The 18,140-nt window shown below is 69.6% G+C and carries 13 protein-coding genes and 1 tRNA gene; 10 read left to right on the top strand and 4 right to left on the bottom strand.

Annotation, left to right across the window (positions count from 1 at the left end; all coding sequences use genetic code 11):
- Window positions 1-2: 2 nt before the first annotated feature.
- From tatC to F593_RS29515, 9 genes are all read left to right on the top strand, one after another.
- The gene (gene tatC, locus F593_RS28765) at window positions 3-1,625 is read left to right on the top strand and encodes a twin-arginine translocase subunit TatC (protein WP_022930141.1); all 1,623 of its coding nucleotides are present in this window, start codon (window positions 3-5) and stop codon (window positions 1,623-1,625) included.
- Window positions 1,626-1,754: 129 nt separating this feature from the next.
- Window positions 1,755-2,516: a hypothetical protein gene (locus F593_RS0118015; protein ID WP_022930142.1), complete on the top strand. Its 762-nt coding sequence runs from the start codon at window positions 1,755-1,757 to the stop codon at window positions 2,514-2,516.
- 48 nt (window positions 2,517-2,564) lie between these two features.
- Window positions 2,565-2,638, top strand: a tRNA-Lys gene (locus F593_RS0118020).
- A gap of 1,053 nt (window positions 2,639-3,691) precedes the next feature.
- Complete coding sequence (locus tag F593_RS0118025; RefSeq protein WP_245540822.1) at window positions 3,692-4,573, top strand: hypothetical protein; 882 nt, start codon at window positions 3,692-3,694, stop codon at window positions 4,571-4,573.
- Window positions 4,574-4,864: 291 nt separating this feature from the next.
- Entirely contained in the window at window positions 4,865-5,485 is a 621-nt protein-coding gene (locus F593_RS30055) for a hypothetical protein (RefSeq protein WP_022930144.1), read from the top strand.
- 578 nt (window positions 5,486-6,063) lie between these two features.
- Window positions 6,064-8,340 (top strand): TolB-like translocation protein, encoded by a 2,277-nt coding sequence (locus F593_RS0118040; protein WP_157251944.1) that lies wholly within the window; start codon window positions 6,064-6,066, stop codon window positions 8,338-8,340.
- Entirely contained in the window at window positions 8,337-11,399 is a 3,063-nt protein-coding gene (locus F593_RS0118045; protein WP_157251946.1) for a hypothetical protein, read from the top strand. The genes F593_RS0118040 and F593_RS0118045 overlap by 4 nt, the downstream gene beginning before the upstream one ends.
- Window positions 11,400-11,755: 356 nt before the next feature.
- Window positions 11,756-12,592 (top strand): hypothetical protein, encoded by an 837-nt coding sequence (locus F593_RS0118050; RefSeq protein WP_157251949.1) that lies wholly within the window; start codon window positions 11,756-11,758, stop codon window positions 12,590-12,592.
- 74 nt (window positions 12,593-12,666) lie between these two features.
- Window positions 12,667-12,999 carry a type II toxin-antitoxin system Phd/YefM family antitoxin gene (locus tag F593_RS29515; RefSeq protein WP_022930149.1) on the top strand — a complete coding sequence of 111 codons (333 nt, stop codon included), beginning with the start codon at window positions 12,667-12,669 and terminating at the stop codon, window positions 12,997-12,999.
- Between the two features lie 99 nt (window positions 13,000-13,098).
- Here the strand turns inward: F593_RS29515 and F593_RS0118060 are convergent, their stop codons facing one another.
- A complete protein-coding gene (locus F593_RS0118060; protein ID WP_022930150.1) occupies window positions 13,099-13,371 on the bottom strand; it encodes a DUF4143 domain-containing protein in 273 nt (90 codons plus the stop codon).
- A 216-nt stretch (window positions 13,372-13,587) separates the two neighbouring features.
- Here F593_RS0118060 and F593_RS0118065 point away from each other — a divergent pair, with 216 nt between their 5' ends.
- Entirely contained in the window at window positions 13,588-13,923 is a 336-nt protein-coding gene (locus tag F593_RS0118065; RefSeq protein ID WP_022930151.1) for a helix-turn-helix domain-containing protein, read from the top strand.
- Between the two features lie 195 nt (window positions 13,924-14,118).
- Here F593_RS0118065 and F593_RS0118070 read toward each other — a convergent pair whose 3' ends face one another.
- The 3 genes from F593_RS0118070 to F593_RS0118080 form a co-directional block, all read right to left on the bottom strand.
- Entirely contained in the window at window positions 14,119-15,528 is a 1,410-nt protein-coding gene (locus F593_RS0118070; RefSeq protein ID WP_022930152.1) for an ATP-binding protein, read from the bottom strand.
- A gap of 107 nt (window positions 15,529-15,635) precedes the next feature.
- On the bottom strand, window positions 15,636-17,111 hold the full coding sequence (locus F593_RS0118075; RefSeq protein ID WP_022930153.1) for a sugar transferase: 1,476 nt from the start codon (window positions 17,109-17,111) through the stop codon (window positions 15,636-15,638).
- A 212-nt stretch (window positions 17,112-17,323) separates the two neighbouring features.
- Window positions 17,324-18,140 (bottom strand): NAD-dependent epimerase/dehydratase family protein (locus F593_RS0118080; RefSeq protein ID WP_028721788.1); only part of this gene is annotated, 817 nt, incomplete at its 5' end.

The raw sequence follows: 18,140 nt of genomic DNA on the forward strand, positions 1-18,140 counted from the left end.
GGATGGCGAAGCTGCGCCCGGTCTCCTCGGAGGACCGCTTCACGCTCGTCGAGCACCTGACGGAGCTGCGCTCCAGGATCATCGCCTGCATCGGCATCTTCGTGGTCGCGTTCGCGATCTCGTACTGGCAGAACGAACGCGTCATCAGCGTCGTCAACAAGCCGCTCGAGAGCGCGCAGACGCCGAGCGCCAAGAAGTGCACCACCACGGGCGACAGCCTCGAGCAGAGCAACTGCTTCGACCGCGCCGTCGCCGACGCCCTGGGAAAGATCGGCCCGATCCTCAAGCAGGGCGGCAACGGCGAGAACGCCACGCAGGCCGAGCGCCGCGCCGAGGCCCTCGCGGCGGTCCGGCAGGTCGAGAGCCTGCGGCCCACGAACGTCAACCGCAAGCCCGTGACGCTGGGCGTGGCGGAACCGTTCTTCCAGACGCTGAACGTGGCGATGTACGGCGCGCTGGTGCTGTCGCTGCCGTTGCTGCTCTACCAGCTCTACGCGTTCCTGATCCCGGCGTTCACCAACCGGGAACGGAAGGCGATCGTCCCGCTGCTGGTCGGCGTGCCGTTCCTGTTCTACGCGGGCGTGGCGTTCGGCTACTTCCTGGCGCTGCCACGGGCCGTCGACTTCCTCCAGAACTTCAACGACGACGCGTTCGACATCCTCGTCCAGGCCCGGGACTACTACAAGTTCGTGGGGCTGTTCCTGGCGGGCACGGGCCTGGTGTTCCAGGTGCCGGTCGTGGTCATCGCAATCACGCGCCTGGGCATCGTGAGCCCGACGCAGCTGCGCAAGCAGCGTGGCTTCGTGCTGATCGGCGCGGCCGTCGTCGCGGCGATCATCACCCCCACGCCCGACGCCGTGACGATGCTGCTGATGATGGCCCCCCTCGTGGTGCTGTTCGAGGCCAGCGTGCTGTTCGCGTCGTTCCTCGAGCGCCGCAGCCCGGTGCGTGGGCCGCTGGCGGACTGGAAGGACCTCCGCAACGGCGGCGACGATGAGGACGACGAGGACGACGACGACTTCGGCGGCCCGGACCCCGCGCCGGCCCCGGCGTCGGGCGGCAACCCGGCCGACGAGTTCCTCCCGGAGTACGAGGGCGAGGACGACGACTTCGAGGACGACGACGAGGCCGCCTTCGCGAGCGTGTTCGACGACGACGAGGACGACTTCACCCTCGACGATCAGGGCGCGCCCGACCCGGAGGCCCCGGACCCGGACCTGCTCGGTGATCCCGCCGGCCCCCGGCTGGCGACGGACGGCGACCCGGCGCCGGTCCACCCGGGCGGAGCCCCGTCGTTCGACGACGGCGACGAGCCGACCCTCGTCCACCCGGCGACGGGCGACGACGCGGGCGCGGGCCCGGCGCCCTTCATGCCGCCGATGCCCGGCTCGCGCCGCGGTCCGTCGCCCGCGGCCGAGGGCCAGCCGCAGCACGACGACGCCCCCCAGCACCCCGTGACGGAGCCCCCGGCCGCCCCGCAGCCGCCGTCGCCCGCACCCCAGCCGCCCGCCGCGGGCTGGATGGCCGAGGCCGACGAGCTCGACGCCGCCGACCCGTTCGCGACGGACGACGACGCCGGCGACGGGCCCGACGCGCCGCCCGCCGGCGGCTCCTCCCGCGAGTAGTCCTGACCGCACCGCGGCCCGTGGACGGGCGGCGGCACGGGCCCCGCGCACGGATGCGCGGGGCCTACCCGGGGTAGTCGTCACGACCCGGTGGCGGGTTCGCGCTCGCCGCCGTCTATCCTGGGCCGCATGCTCTTCGACCTGCGAGCCCCCGGCCGCAAGCGCGTCATCCAGGTGGTCTACGTCGTCCTGGCGGTGGTGCTCGTCGGCGGAACGATCCTGTTCGGCGTCGGCACCGGCCTGCCGGGCATCTTCGGCGGCGCCGACGGCAACTCGGGCGGCCAGTCGCTCGAGGACCAGCGCGCCGACCAGATCAAGGCCGCCGAGAAGCGGATCGCGGCCAACCCGAACGACGCGGCCGCGTACGCCGCCGTCGCCCGCCTGCGCTACGCGGCCGGCCTGGACGACTACCCCGAGAACGCGGCGACCGCCCCGCCCGCGGCGAAGGCCGAGTTCCAGAAGGCCGCCGCGGCGTGGGACAAGTACCTCTCCCTCGACCCCAAGACCATCGACACGGGTACGGCCAACCGCATGGCGGCCGCCTTCAGCCCCACGGGCCTGAACCAGCCGGCCAAGTGGGCCGACGTGCAGGCCATCGTGACGACCGAGGCCGAGGAAGAGGCCGAGAAGCGCGACGAGGCCGTCGAGCCCGCCACCTACCTGGCGCTCCTGCAGGCCCAGTACGCGGCCAAGCGCACCCGCCAGGCCAAGATCACCGAGGGCAAGCTCCGCGAGGTCACGCCGAAGGAGCTGAAGAAGCAGGTCGACGCCGCCATCGCCGTGGCGAAGAACCCGGACGACCCCAAGGCCCAGGCCGCGGCGCAGGCCGCCCAGGGTGCCGGCACCAGCACCGGTGGCGGCACGGTGACCCTCCCCGAGGACGAGAAGTAGCCCCCGACCAGCCGACGCGATCGGGCGAGCATCTTGTACGATGCTCGGGCCCTGGTAGCTCAACTGGTTAGAGCAGCGGACTCTTAATCCGAAGGTTGAGGGTTCGAGTCCCTCCCGGGGCACTGTGCAAGGCCCCCGTCTGAGACGGGGGCCTTTTGCGTTCTTGGGGCGGCTGGTCCGGCGACGCTGAGTCGGAGACTGGCGCCGGGTGCAGCACTCGCGCCCGCTTTGCCTTAGAACCGCCCTTCGGCGGGGCCGCGTTCCCTTCTGGACGGAATTGCAGGGCGGTTCGTCCCGCGCCGAAGTAGGCAGCCCCGGGGATGGGGAGTGGGCAGGCGCTGGGACTACCGGCTGACCCGAGGTTCCCGTTTCCCGTCATGGTGTTGGGCAGGTGTCGTCAGGAGCCCGCGAACGCGCAGCATGATGCGGCGGTCGCGAGCCATGAGGCGGAGGACGCGATTAACGGACCGTTGCGGCGGACGTTCGGGTCCTTTGAGGACGAGCTCGACGACCGCAACGTCACTCGAGGCGTCGTCCGGGCGGGCGCGTCGGAGATCACGTCGGGGCGACGCAGCGGGAAAACTTGCCGCGCCGCAAAAGGCGCGCTGCTCACGGGGTGGAATTCGAGGCCCGGTTCAGGCGCACGGTTGGCCGAGGCTGGTATCCGAGCGGCCGCCCAAGGACTAGGGCAGAAGCAGGAGCGAATCCAGCGCGCAGCACCCGGCCCGGAGGCCCCGACTTGCCTCCGGCGGCGTTCGGGGGCAACGCTGGGCCGTCCGGCGTATGCAATGCGTCGAGCGGACTTCGGGGACCGCTGCCGGATCCGGCACTCCGCGGGACTCATATACAGCATGTGTTTCCGGGCAAGATTGGGCGTGCAACGCGACGAGAAGGGCGCAGGTCGCCTAAGACGTGGGCACCGCCAGCGGTAAAGCGTGACTCAACGAACGGGCCGTCTGCCCAGTATCGATGTTCTAGACAAGCCTGATTTGCAGGACTTATCGAGAGCTGACGCGTCGAAAATGTCGCCGGCGGAGCGGTCCGGTAGCTATGCGGTGTATGTGCGCTCTTGCATAGAGAATCCGTGCGGTGTACGTTGGCCCGGCATCACCCACACAGGCCATGCCGCGTCAGGCGTGACCGTTTAATTCCACAGGTTCCCTGAGAGAGGTCCCATGTACCGCACCCCGAGCGTTACCCGCTCACGCCGTCTCGTGGTTAGCGCCGCGGCCGCCGTCGCCACCGTCGCTGTCGCCGCTCCGTCGGCCGCCGCAGCCCCTACCGGCATCTACGCTGACTTCGCCGGTTGCCCGACTGCCAACCCCGCCGTGGTGTCCTGCCTCGTGAGTGACACGACATCCGGCGCGATCAAGCTCGGCAATCAGAACGTTCCGATCACGAAGACCATCCGCCTCCAGGGCGGCGTGACGCAGGACCCCGAGACGTTCGAGACCGGCTTCGTAAATGCGGCGAACGGGAAGCCGACCCTGTCGCGCACCCCGCTCAAGGTTCCCGGTGGCCTGACGGGCCTCATCACTCCGGAGCCCAGCTGGAGCGCACCGCTCCGGTCGCTCTTCTACGCGGCCGTCAATTCGGTCAACGACGTCACGGCGACTGCGGAGCTCGTGGGCCCGGTTGGATTCAACTTCGGCAACCTGCTCAATGGTGACGGGGTGTCCATCACCCTGCCGCTCCGGATCAAGCTCGACAACCCGTTCCTCGGTGACAGCTGCTACGTCGGCTCGTCGGGCTCGCCGGTGACGTTCCGGTTGACGAACGGCACCACGGCGCCGCCCGCAGGTGTGGCACCGCTCGTCGGCGACGCCGGCCAGCTCTCCTTCCAGGAGGACATCACCAAGCTGACCGGCCAGTCGCTCGTCGACAACACCTTCTCTGCCCCCAAGGCGTCCGGCTGCGGCGGGGTCTTCTCGCTCATCGTCAACCCGATCGTGAACGCGAAGATCGGGCTGCCGGCGGCCGCCGGTGTCAGCACGGCGCGGCTCAACGGCGATGCCAAGATCGCGCCGGCCTCGTCCGTGGCGGCCAGCAACAACTGATTCAACGCGACCGTCCGTCGCGACCCGCATCTAGCGGCGGGCCGGACGGGCGGTACGTCCCCCAACTTCTCGCCCTGACTGCGCGCTCGAACCATCGCAAGGCATCACCTCCTCGGTGTGCCCGATCGACAGGAGTGCTTTGTCAGGAACGTCCCGGCCGGAGGCAACCGGCCGAGACGCAGGTACCACATCGTGAGTCGAGCTCGCTCGGCGTCGCGTGAAGCACCACACCCGAAGGCCTGGCGCCAAGCGGTGCCGACCTTCGACCCACCCAACGAAGGAGACTAGACCATGTCCCAGTTCCTCAAGGCTCGTACCGCGGCGGTCGCCGTCGGCACCGCCGCCCTCATGGCCGCCGGCGCCTCCGCGGCGTCCGCGACCACCCTGTCCAACGGCGGTGGCCCGCTGGCGGCCGGCTCGACGATCAGCGGCCCGCTGGTCGGCACGGCGTCGCTGCAGACGGCCCTCGGGCCCTCCTCCTGTAGCGCCGGCACCCTCGGCGGTACGGTCGGAACCAATCCGGCGCCGACCGTCGCCATCACGTCCCCGGTGTTCACGCTGAACACGTGCACGGGCCCGACGCCCCCCGGCGGAGCGCTGAAGATCAACAGCGCGAACCTGGCGTCCGTGACGACGGCGGGCATCACCTACGGCAGCGCGGCGGCGAGCACGCTCGGCATCACCGGGGCGAACATCACGCTCAACGTGACGGCCAGCGGGCTGACGCAGAACTGCAACATGACGGCGAACTCGGCCACGGGCATCGCGCGGAACGCGGACAACTCGATCACGTTCACCAACGTGCCGGTCACCGGCGCGACGGGTGTCTGCGCACGCGCGCTCCCGGCGCAGTTCTCGGCCAAGTTCGGGCCGATGACGTCCGGCGGCAGCGCGGTGACGGTCAACCCGTAGCCGGTCCTGCGTGGGGCGGGGGCCGCGGCCCCCGCCCCACGCGCTAGGCAGGGGCCTGCGGATCCCCGCATGGCGTGCCGGGCTGCGTTCGGACCAAGGACGGGAGGCCGAGGACGCAGCATTGCAGGCTATGCGGCGTTTCCAGAGGCGCGAGACCGGCGTAGGCAGCCGCTGGCTCCCGGCGGAGTTCTCGGCCAAGTTCGGGCCGATGACGTCCCGTGGCAGCGCGGTGACGGTCGGCCCGTAACGGCCGATGCCTTGGCGCGCGAGGCAACCGCTGCAGCCAGTTCCTTTCGGGAAACGCCGCCATGTTCAGGTCGCCAAATGCTGAAGTGGCCAGTGGCTTGAATGGGCGGCCCGACTCGGCGTCCTCCAGCGTGAGCATGCGGTCGCCTGAACGTGTGGTCGCAGGAGCGCTGGGGTCGTTGGGCCGCGACGAACGTCGGCGAGGCGGGGCCCGTGCAAACAAATCCCCCTCGGACACGGCAGCGCAATACGCTGCACGCTGGACCCGTGAACCCCAATTCGAGCCGTCATGTGCGTCGGCTGGTCAGCTGTCCCCCAGGAGGACGTAACACATGAACACAGACGGGAAATCGTTCCATGCCTCCCGCCATCACCGATCAGGGATGCCCGTGAGGCGGGCCCTCGTCCGCGGGACGCTCTACGGCGTCACCGCGCTGCTCGCCACTGCTGGTGCCGCCGGGGCAGCGACGCCCCCGGTCTCGGAACCGGTCGGGGGCTACCCGGACGGTCGCAAGGCCGAACTCGTCTCAACGGCGGACACCAACGGCGCGCCGGTCGCCGTGGCGGCGCCTGCAGCGGACGACGGGAGCACGGTGGCTTTCGAGATGCCCGGTGCGTCGGATGACGCCCTGGCGTCCCCGCAGACGACTGCGACGGTCGCCCGCCGAACGGGTAGCGGATGGGCGCTGAAGCCGGCCAACCCGCAAGTCGACAATACGTTCGGTGGATCCGACTTCTTCCCGGTGGCGTTCTCCCCGGCGTTCGATCGGCTCCTGGTCCGGAGTACCGCGATCATGGCGCCGGACGATCGCAACGTCGAGCCGGATGCGTACTCGGTCGACCTCGAAGGGCCCACCCCGACCGCGACCCGCATCTCGAAGAACCCGCTGGATCCGACCACGACGGGCGGCGACTTCACCGTCAACGTTATCGGGGCATCGGCCGATCGGCGGACCGTCATCTTCTCGATGGGTCAAGACAACCCGCTGGCGGACGGTGCTGCGCCGTCGACGGCCACGATCTACCGCTGGCGCGATGGTGAGCTGGAGATCGCGTCGCGGCTGCCGGATGGGAGCACGACACAGAGCCCGTTCGCGCAAACGGTCGCCTTGTCGGCGGCCGACTACGGGACCCAGACGTCCTTCACCCCACGATTCGTGGCGCACGGAGGAACGCACGCGACGTCGGAGGACGGGTCGCGCGTGTACTTTGCGAACAGCGACCTCGACTTCAACCTCGGACAGTTCACCCAAACGTTGTACGTTCGCGACGGCGACCGTACCCTGCCCGTGTCGGGGTCCCGTCGCCCGGGGGATGATCCGGTCTCGCTCGACGCCCAGTTCATCGGCGCGAGCCGCGACGGTGGGACTGCGTATTTCCACAGCAATCAGGCGCTTACGACTGCGGCGAACACCGGAGGGCTCTACCGGTACACGGTCGACGGGGACGAGCTCGAGCTCTTGACGCCCGCGACGACGTCGGGCCAGTCGGGGATCACCGGGGCAATCCTGTCCGACGACTCCTCGACGCTGTACTTCGTCTCGACCGAGAAGATGACGGCGGACGCGATCGACGGCCAGCAGAACGCGTACCGATGGACTGCTGACGGCCTCGATCTCGTCTCCACGTGGTCGGGTGCAGGGGCGACCGTGGATCGCGTCACGCGAGACGGCCGTTACGTGGTCTTCCGCTCCTATGCCTCGATCGGCGGTGCGCAGAACGCTGACTTCCAGGCCCTCTACCGGTACGACGCGGAAGCAGACGAACTCGACTGCGTGTCGTGTCGACCGGACGGTGCGCCCAGCACGGCAGATGCCGCGCTCGACGTGCCCTATCCGTCCCCCGCGGTGCGCCCTGGTGGCCTGCGGAACATCGCCGATGACGGCACGGTGTTCTTCCTGTCTCGCGATCGCATCGTCGCTGGCGACACCAACGATGTTCATGACGTCTATCGGTACGGCGCTGACGGGCCGCGTCTGCTCACGCCGGGCACCGGCGACGAGGACAGCTTCCTTGGCGACAACAGCGACGACGGCAAGACCGTCTTCGTACTGACGGCGAGCCGGTTGGTTGCAGCGGACCGGGACGCGGGCGTGCCGGACGCCTACGCGCTCCGGGTCGGCGGCGGCTTCGCCGACCCGCCCCCGGCTCCCGCCGACTGCGACGGCGAGACCTGCCGTCCTCCCGAGAGCGGCCGGCCCCCGGCGCCGCTGCCGAGGAGCAGTGTCCCCGGCGCGGGGAACGTGGACCCGCCGAAGCTGCCGGAGCGCAAGCCGGGCGGGATCTCGACCCTCAAGGCGCCGAGCCGGTCTGCCCTGCGCACGCTGGCAAAGCAGGGGAAGGTCAAGGTTCGCGTGGCCATTCGGGGTGGAGGACGCATCACGCTGAAGGCAACGGCGTCGGTCGACGGACGTAACCGTACGGTCGGTTCGGGGTCGCGAACGATCAGGTCCACAAGGTTCAAGACCGTGTCGGTCAGGCTGCGGCTGTCGCCCGCCGCACGCCGCGAACTGCGCCGGTCGGGCCGACTGCGCATGCGCCTCGCGGCCGAAGTCACGGGCTCGAACGCGACGCTCGTCCGCCGCTTCACCGTCAGGAGCGGGCGATGAGCTTCCGCGGAACCACGACAGACCTCGACAAGGCAGACATCCTCATGACCCCGCCCAAGCGCCTTGCCGGAAGCATCCGCACCGGCCTGGCGGTCCTCGGCGTCGTGCTCGTCTCGGCCGTCGGTGCAGCGCCGGCCGGCGCCGCATTCGGCGCGTCGGACTTCTCGACGCGGTTCGTGCAGCCGCGGACTGACCCCATTGGCGGTGATTATGGGCCGGCCGTGACGCGCGCCGGAGGCCACGGCGATCTGGTGGTGGACTTTAGCTTCAACACCGCGGACGACGGCATAACGCCGACCGAGGCACCTGACGAGAGCCTCAAAACGGCGACCGTGGACCTGCCCGCGGGGTTCTATGGCAATCCACGGAACGCCCCCACGTGTTCCAGCCAGGCGTTCTCGGACATCTACGCCCTGCGTTGCCCGGCCGGCAGCCAGGTCGGACGAGTGGAGATCTACACGGCTCCCGTCGAACCGGGTAGTCCGGAGCCTCCGGTGAGTGGTGTGACCCCGGGCCTGTACAACCTTGCGACGGCCGACGACGAAACGGCGCGCATTGGGTTCGCCGCAGCCACCGTCCCGGTCCAGGTCTCAATCACCCCGCGGAGCACCGGGGATTACGGGCTCACTGCAACGGTCAAGAACACCACACAGGCTCTCTCGGTGTACCGGGTGCGCATGACGATCTGGGGTGATCCCAGCGACCCGGCCCACGACGCAGAACGAGAGGTGCCGGCGGCGAGCCCGCTACCGGGCACGCCTGCGCGACCGTTCCTGTCCATGCCTTCGCGTTGCGACGGGGCGCTCACCTCAACGCTTCGGGCGAACTCGTGGGAGAACCCGAAACAGCTGGTCAGCAGGGACTCAACCATTCCTGCGCTGACGGACTGTGACCAGCTGTCCTTCGAGCCGTCGCTCACCGTTGCTCCCACCGGGGCATTGGCCGGTCAGCCGTCCGGGTACGGCATCGATCTCAATGTCCCCCAGACGGAGACGGTCGACGAGCCGGCGACACCAACGGTGAAGGACGTGTCGGCCGCGTTGCCGGAGGGTGTCGCGATCTCCCCGGGTGCCGCCGACGGGCTGCGTGCGTGCTCAGACGAGCAGCTGGCCACGGAGTCCGCGGATAAGGAGTCGTGCCCCGACGCCTCGAAGATCGGTATCGCGCGGATCTCGACGCCGCTCCTCGAGGAGAAGCTCGAAGGCTCGGTCTATCTGGGGACGCAGAAGTCCCAGGACCCGGCATCGGGCGAGATGTACCGGATGTTCATAGCCGCGTACGGCAAGGGCGTGCGGGTGAAGCTGAAGGGCCAGATCAAGGCGGACCCGCGCACCGGGCAGCTGACTGCGTCGTTCGCGCAGAACCCGCAGCTGCCGTTCGACAACCTGCATCTGCAGCTCGACGACGGACCGCGCGCAGTGCTCGTCAACCCGACGACGTGCGGGACGAAGACCACGCGTTCCGTCGTGTCGTCCTACGCCGGGCAGAGTGCCACCTCGGATTCGTCGTTCGAGATCAACCAGGGGTGTCCCACGGGCCAGTTCTCCCCGGCGTTCACCGCAGGCACCCTCGATCCGTTCGCGGGCGGGCTGTCCCCGTTCGTGATGACGACGACGCGCACGGACGCGGACCAGGATCTCTCCGGCATCCGACTGGACCTGCCGTCAGGCCTGCTCGGGATGCTCGGCAAGATCCCGGTGTGCGGCGACGCGCAGGCGGCGGTCGGCACGTGCGAGGCCGTCTCGAGGCTGGGGTCCACCACCGTGGGGGTCGGCACCGGGCCGAACCCGTACGCGCTGGGCGGCACCGTGTCGCTCGCTGGCCCGTACAAGGGCGCGCCGTACTCCCTCTCGATCGCGGTCCCCGCGAAGGCTGGTCCGCTCGATCTCGGGATGGTCGTGGTGCGGTCGCCGCTCATCATCGACGCAAACAAGGCCAGGGTGTCGGCCCCGGTCGATGACCTGCCGCAGATCGTCGGGGGCGTCCCGATGCACTACCGCTCGATCAGCGTGGCCCTCGACCGGCCCGGGTTCATGTTCAACGCGACGAACTGCTCTCCGCAGACCGTCGTGGGGACGCTCACGAGCTCGAACGGCGCCGTTCAGAGGCCCGGTGTGCGCTACCAAGCGCAGGGCTGCGACAAGCTGAAGCTGACGCCCTCGCTGAAGCTCACCTACTCCGGCAAGGCGGACCTGAAGAAGGGCAAGAACCCCAAGTTCACGGCCGATCTGGGCCAGACGTTCGGGCAGGCGGGACTCAAGCGGGTGCGGGTCACGCTACCGCTGACGTCGACGCTGAAGGCGGACAACGCCAACGCGCTCTGCACCCCGGCGCAGGCCGCGGCGCGGGACTGTCCCGCGGCGTCGATCGTGGGCCGGGCGTCGGCGACGACCCCCGCGCTGCACGAGCCCCTCACCGGGCCCGTGTACTTCCTCCAAGGCACGAAGACGACGGCTTCCGGCAAGGTCGTGAAGACCCTGCCCAAGCTGTGGCTCAAACTGCGTGGCAGCGGCGTGGATCTCGATCTGCGCGCCGATTCGGCCACCAACAACAAGACGAGCCAGCTGATGGCCACGTTCGTCGACATCCCGGACGCCCCGATCGCGAACTTCAAGCTCGAGATTGACGGCGGCTCGAAGGGCATCCTCGGGGCGCCCAGCGACCGGGACCCATGCATCGCCAGCCGCCGTGCGGAGGTGCAGTTCGACGGCCAGAACGGCGCCCGGCAGATCCGCTCGCTCAACATCGCGGCCCCGGACTGCGGGGTGCGAGCGGAAATGAACGCGACCTCGAAGCGCGCCCGGGTCTGGTTCACGGGAATCGGGGCCGGCAAGGTGACCGTCTCGGGCAAGGGCCTGGTGAAGCGCAGCCGCACGATCAAGAGCAATAGCCGCGCGACGGTCACGGTAAGGCTCAGCGCGTCCACCCGGCGCCAGATCGCCTCAGGCCGCACGGTCAAGCTTCGCCTGACGGCGACGTTCGACCCGCAGGCCAGGGGTAAGAAGACGACGAAGATCACGAAGACGGTGACGATCAAGGGCGCGAAGAAGCGCCGTTGATCCGCTGATCTCGCCACCGCCCGCTCGGGCGGCGGCGTCGGCGTCCCGAGGCGCCCCGGACCTGCGAGTCCGGGGCGCCTCGTGCGTTCTGGCGTGCCGTACGGTCGGGTGCGCTCTGTTAGCGGCGTGTGAAAGAAACCCCCGCCGCGCTCGATGCCGCGGGAGACTCACCCCGTAGGTTCGCCTACCGCCCGTCGTGGTCCCGGATTCCGCGGCCTGCACCAAGGAGGGACCGCGGCGGGTGACATGGCGCGTTCGGCCGCCGCCGTGTGTGCGGTGCGTACGACGTCTAGCCATCCGTCGAATCACGGGCCCGCCGGGCTAACGCCGTTGCTACCCGTGGTACAAACCTGCGCGTGTACACCGCCTATGACCGGCTGGATCCGGATGCGTCACCTGGCCAGCTTCATGTCCGCAGGCTGGCAGAGGAGGCGCAGTCCGTCGACGCGTTCTGCGCCCTGATGCAGCGCGACCGGCCGCTCCTGCACGGCGACAAGGTGCTCGGCCGGCCCGACACGACGACGGTCTGCGAACGGGCGTACCTCACGTGGCAGCAGCGGCGGGGCGACACGGCCCAGGAGGACGGCGTCCTGCAGGAGCGGCACGCGGCCTACGTCGGCGAGCGCGGCGACGAGCCGCACGGCGGGACCCTCGCCACGCTGCTCGCCCCCGACGGCGACGAGCCGCCGCTGGCCACGAAGATCCTCTTCAGCCTCTTCCACGACGGCCCCGACCCGACGGTTATGGGTGCCAAGCGGCTCGGCGGCCGGGTCTTCCCCGAGGAGGGGGTCGTGGTCTGCGACGGCGGGTCGCAGCGGGTGGCCGCCCACGTCGCCGGCGGGGTGCTGCTCACGCCCGAGCTCGGCGGGGAGTGGTCGGTGATCCGCACGACGGCGGACCGCGAGCTGCTCGACGCGCTGCGCCTCTTCACCGAGGTCGTCGACCCCGACGGCCTGCTCGTCCCCCAGCCCGCCGACGACGTCGAGGCCGTGCGTGGCCAGCTCGTCGCGATGGCGGGCCAGTTCGAGGACCTCTTCGTGCGCCGCCTCCGCATGCCGGAGTCGACGCGCGCGGAGCTCTACCACCGCCCGCTCGACACGACGCTCGAGCGGCTGTCGGACGAGATCGACCGCCTGGTCGCCCAGGTGCGGCGGGAGAGCCGGCCGCGGCGGCGGCTGATCCGGCGAGGCTGAACGTCGGGCTCACGGCGGTCGCGTACACCGCTGCGGCCGTGGACCACGTCGGCCGCACGCCGTAGCCTCGTGCCATGGGAGACGCCGTCAGCATCGGTGAGGCCAAGACGCACCTGTCGCACCTCGTCGCCCGCGTTGAGGCCGGTGAGGAGATCGTGCTCCAACGCGGGAACAGCCCGGTGGCCAAGCTGGTGCGGTACGAGGAGCCGGCGAAGCCGCGCACCCCGGGGGCGCTGAAGGGACGGATCCGTATTCACGAAGGCTTCGACGACCCGACGCCCGGGTTCGAACCGGCAGCTCCCGCTCCCACGGCGGAGGAGCTCGACCGGCGCATCAGTGAATGCGGTCGCGCCGCGATCACGACGGACGACATCCTCACCGCCCGAGACGCTGCCCGCCGCCTTTGAGGTCGGTCGCCGACGCGTCCGGCGTCATCGCGTAGCTCCTACAGGCAGGCTCGGCGCAGCGTCCGAAGGCGTCCGGGATCGCCGGGGCGAGAATCGGCGTCACGCCCAGAGCCCGTTGAGCGGCACGGCGAACAGGCGGTCGCCGAAGGGCACGGTGCCCTCCCCGCTGTACAGCACCGCCCCGCCGCGGAATCGCGGTCCGAGCTTGTCCCATAGGTGGCGCAGGCCGGAGAAGTCGGACGCGCTGACCGACGCGGCGGTCTTCACCTCCACGCCCGCGATGTCGCCGCTCTGGAGCTCGAGGACGAGGTCGACCTCTCGCCCGTCCTTGTCGCGGTAGTGGTATGGGCGCGCGACGCTAGCGCCGGCCAATATGGAATTCGCCCGTCGGCCAATGTGGAACAGCCGGGCCGTCCGATGAGGAGAGCGGTCGAACACGGCCGTCAGCCCCAACCGGCTCGATGTCACGGGCCCGACGGGCGCTGGTGTCGCCTCGGGGAGGCACGTAACGTTTGCATTACTGAAACGCGTACATTACCGTTACGTAGGCATGTGGACCGTCCTCTTCAGCGCCGACCGGGACGACTGATGAACGCCAAGATCTCGAAGACCCTCACCGAGATCCGCGCGCAGCGAGCCGTCACCCCGCAGATGCACGAGCGGACCGCCGAGGAGCGGGAGGTCCTCGGTGCCGAGATCGCGCTGCATGCGTTGCGCGAGCGCGCCGGCGTCAGCCAGGCCGATCTCGCCGACCGCCTCAGCGTCAGCCGCCCCCGCGTCTCCGCGATCGAGCGCGGCAGCGACGACCTCCGCGTGTCGACGGTCAAGCGCTATGTGGAGGCCCTCGGCGGATCCATGCGCATGGTGGCCACGATCGACGGCCAGGACATCGACCTCGACCCGCAACGCACCGCCGGCGCCTGACCGGCCGCCGCTGCCCTCCGCGACGGGCCTCCGGCCACGGCGAGCGGGGAGCGCGGCTCGGTGCGGAGCACCGACCCCTGGTACTTCGATTTGCAGTCGAAGGCCCGGCCAGGTTGCGGTCGGCGCCGATGACCGGCGAAGTGGCCTTGCGGCTACTTGCAGCTACTTGAAATAAGTAGCCGACAAGTAGTCCGTTCACGTGGTCTTGAGCTGCCAGTACGCCCGCGGGTCACGCGTGGACTTGCCGATCCATTCGACGATTCCGGCATCCCGCAGCGCAGCGAGCTCACGCTGCGCGGTGGGTCTCGACATCCCGATTCGTTCGGTGAGCTCTCCGGTGCTCAAGCGTCCGCTCTCGCGGAGCGCGCGGGTGATCGCCCGGGCGTGTTCTGGCATGCGCGACTCGAGCGCTCGATCTACGGGGTCCGCGGACAGCGTGAGTTGCACGCTCCCCGACGTCTGGTGGTAGACGGGGTCGACCAAGCCGGCCTGCCGCATCTCTTCGAACATGCGCCGGACGCCTTCGCCCAACTCCTGCCCGAAATGCAGGTCGGCACAGACCCGGGCGATGCGCGGATTGCGCGCGAATCGGGTGGCGTTCGCCGGATCGGTGAGGTCGACCAGGCCCGGGAACCGCCCGGGGCTGGAGATCTCGATGCGATCGTCGAAGATCTCGACGCGAATGTGGTCGCCCGCGACGCTGTAGGACCTGTGGACGACGGCGTTGACGAGACCCTCGAGCCAGGCGTCTTCCGGGACCAACGGAACGTCAGCGAACCTGCCGTCTTGGAGCGCCCGACGTTTCGGCTGTCGATCCGCGATGGCGCGGCGCGCGCCGGCAAGGAGCTCAGGAATCGGGCCCTCGATGCGCTCGTCGTTGAGCATCTGCTGCCGCGCCCCGGTGCCGCGCTCGCGTCCGCGGTAGCGGATGACACGTACGAACGTCTCCGGAAGAGGCCCCTGCGGATAGCGGGCAAAAAGGAGGCAGCCGGCGATCGTCAGTTCGCGGTCGACTGCGAGCCCGCGCGCCTGGAGCAGGCGCAGTGCGTCAGGTGCTTGAACGGCATCAACGTACGCGTTGATAAGTCCGCTTTCGACGTCATCGACCGAGGCGCCAGGCAGAACCCGCGCCTCGTAGGAGGCCTGCCCCTTGTCGTAGAAGAGCTCCTGCCGTTGATGGAACCCCAGCTTCCGGGTTTCGTCGCCGACGCGTAGGAAGACCTCGTCCTTGACCGTGGCGTGCACGGTGTCACTCGCCTCTACGCGCAGCACGAGGAGGTGGTCCGCTACGCCGTCTTCCCGAACACAGCCCAGAAGGTGATGCTTCACGCGGACCGGCGGAACGCAGAAATCGATCGAGGCCTGAACGAGCGCGTTGCGCCGCCTGGGATCCGAATCGGTGCCCTCGACGCTCCCGTCGTGCAAGCCGATCACGAGGATGCCGCCGTCGGCATTCGCCATGCCGCAAATGGCCGGAGCGAGGGTCTTCGCCGGGGTCTTCGCGGACTTCCGGTCGAACCATTGGTCCTCGACGACGGCTAGGAGCTCCGTGCCCACATCCTCTGGCGACGCGCTGAGAGCGGCCTCGACGGCAACGGTCGTCATGCGTACTTGAACATATTGCAAGTAGCGATAAGTAGGACAAGGTACCGTCGGCTTCGGACGGACCGCGGAGCAGCAGCCCTGACCGGCCTGCCCGTGAGCGCCCGTCCCTAGAACGCCCCGCGGCGACCGAAGACGGCCGGGATCGTCTTCACGAGGATCGACATGTCGAGCGAGACGGACCAGCGCTCGAGGTAGAGGAAGTCCAGGCGGACCATGTCGTCGAACTCCAGGTCCGAGCGGCCCGAGACCTGCCACAGGCCCGTCACGCCGGGGAGCACGAGGTAGCGCTTCTTGTGCCACTCCTCGAGCCGGTCGTAGTCGCGCTGCGGGAGCGGGCGCGGGCCGACGAGCGACATCTCGCCGCGCAGGACGTTGAGCAGCTGCGGGAGCTCGTCGAGGGAGAGCCGGCGCAGCATGCGGCCGACGGGGGTGACGCGCGGGTCGTTGCGCATCTTGAAGATCGCGCCGCCGGCCTCGTTGAGCTCCTCGAGCTCGCTCTGGCGGATGTCGGCGTCCTGGTACATCGTGCGGAACTTGAGGCAGTCGAAGGGGACGCCGCCGACGCCCGGGCGCCGCGAGCGGTAGATGATCGGCCCCGCGCTCGTGAGCCGCACGGCCAGCGCCATGGCGAGCCCCAGCGGGCTGAGCACCAGCAGGATCAGGCTGCTCATCACGAGGTCGAACGTGCGCTTGATCGCGAAGTCGAGGCCCTCGGTGACGGGCGGCTTGAGCTCGAACAGCGGGACGGTCTGGCCCGGCAGGAACTCCGCGCGGTGGACGAGGATCTCCATCGTCGACGGCGCCACGCGCACGTGGATCCCGAGCCGGTGCGCCTGGTCGACGATCTCGAGCGCCTGCTCCTCCGGGAACGCGGGGTCGGTGATGATGACCTCGTCGATGTCGCCCGCCGACAGCAGCGCGGGCAGGTCGGCGACCGTTCCCAGTGCGCGCGCCTTGCTCGGCCGCGGCTCGCGGGCGGTCGTCGTCACGACGCCGGTGACCTGGATGGCGGAGTCGACGTCGTCGGCCAGCGCGGACGCGATCGCGTCGGAGTGCTGGGTGGTGCCCACCAGGATCGCCCGGCGCTGCTGGCCGGCCGACTTCAGGAGGCGGCCGGAGATCGTCTCGTACGCCAGGCGCAGGACGCCGATGTACGCCACGCCGAAGATCAGCGTGCCGTAGAAGATGTAGTAGCTCGAGAACCGGTCGCGCTGGCCGTTGATCAGCACGAACACCATCGACACGACCATCACCTGGAACAGCCCGGTGACGATCCGTCCCAGCCCTGGTCGCTCCGTGCGTCGGCCGTAGAGGCCCATGCGCGCGAAGTTCAGGAGCACGACCAGGATCGTGAAGGGCGCGATCTCGCGCGCCTGGTGCGCGTGCCAGCCGGGATCGATCCCCTCGAACCACAGCGCCTTGAACGCCAGGGCCGTGAAGATCGCGGCGTAGACGCTGGCCGCATCGATCGCGATCAGGCCCAGCAGGCGCATCGCGTGGCGGATCGTGTCGCGCCGCAGCAGGAACATCAGCGCCGGTGGGCGCTTGGCCCGGATGTCGACCGCCGGACGCAACGGCGTCACCGACGCGGGCGGTGGAAGCTCCCGCGTCACACTGCGGTCCGGGACCGCGTCAGGGCTGTGGTGTGCCTGGTGCACCACTCTCTAGCCTCTCAGATGCGCCCGGGGGGTGTCGCAGGGACCCCTGCACGACGCGACGCGGCGGTCAAGGGGCCCGGCCGGAGAGCTCGCCCGGTCGGGGGTGGGGGCCGACGGTGGCCCGCCGGCCAGGCCGCTCAGCCCATCAGGCCTTCGCGGCCGGCGAGCTCGATGGTCTTCTGCAGCCCGTCGCGGAGGTCGATGGTGGGCTCCCAACCGAGCAGCTGGTTGGCGCGCGTGATGTCGGGGCGGCGCTGCTGCGGGTCGTCCTTGGGCAGCGGCTGGTGGACGATCTCGCTCTTGGAGCCCGTCACGTCGATGACGGTCTTCGCGAGCTCCATGAGGGTGAACTCGCCGGGGTTGCCGATGTTGACGGGGTCGTGCTCGCCGGACTCGGCCAGGGCGATGATGCCGCGGATCAGGTCGCTGGAGTAGCAGAAGGACCGGGTCTGGGACCCGTCGCCGAACATCGTGATCGGCTCGTCGGCCAGTGCCTGGCGGAAGAACGTCGGGATCGCGCGGCCGTCGTGCGGCCGCATCCGGGCGCCGTAGGTGTTGAAGATCCGCACGATCGCGGTGTCGACGCCCTGCTGGCGGTGGTAGGCCATCGTGAGCGCCTCGGCGTAGCGCTTGGCCTCGTCGTAGACGCCGCGCGGGCCGATCGGGTTGACGTGGCCCCAGTAGGACTCGTCCTGCGGATGGACCTTCGGGTCGCCGTAGACCTCGGAGGTGGAGAAGAGGAGGAAGCGGGCGCGGTGCTTCTTGGCCAGGCCGAGGGCGTGGTGGGTGCCGTAGGAGCCGACCTTCAGCGTGTGCAGCGGCAGGCGCAGGTAGTCGATCGGCGACGCGGGCGACGCGGCGTGGTAGACGAAGTCGACGGGCTCGTCGACGTAGAACGGCTCGACGATGTCCAGCTGCCGGAACTCGAACTCCGAGCCGCGGATGTGCTCGATG

It is taken from the genome of Patulibacter americanus DSM 16676 (genome assembly GCF_000420025.1).
Taxonomy (GTDB): Bacteria; Actinomycetota; Thermoleophilia; order Solirubrobacterales; family Solirubrobacteraceae; genus Patulibacter; species Patulibacter americanus.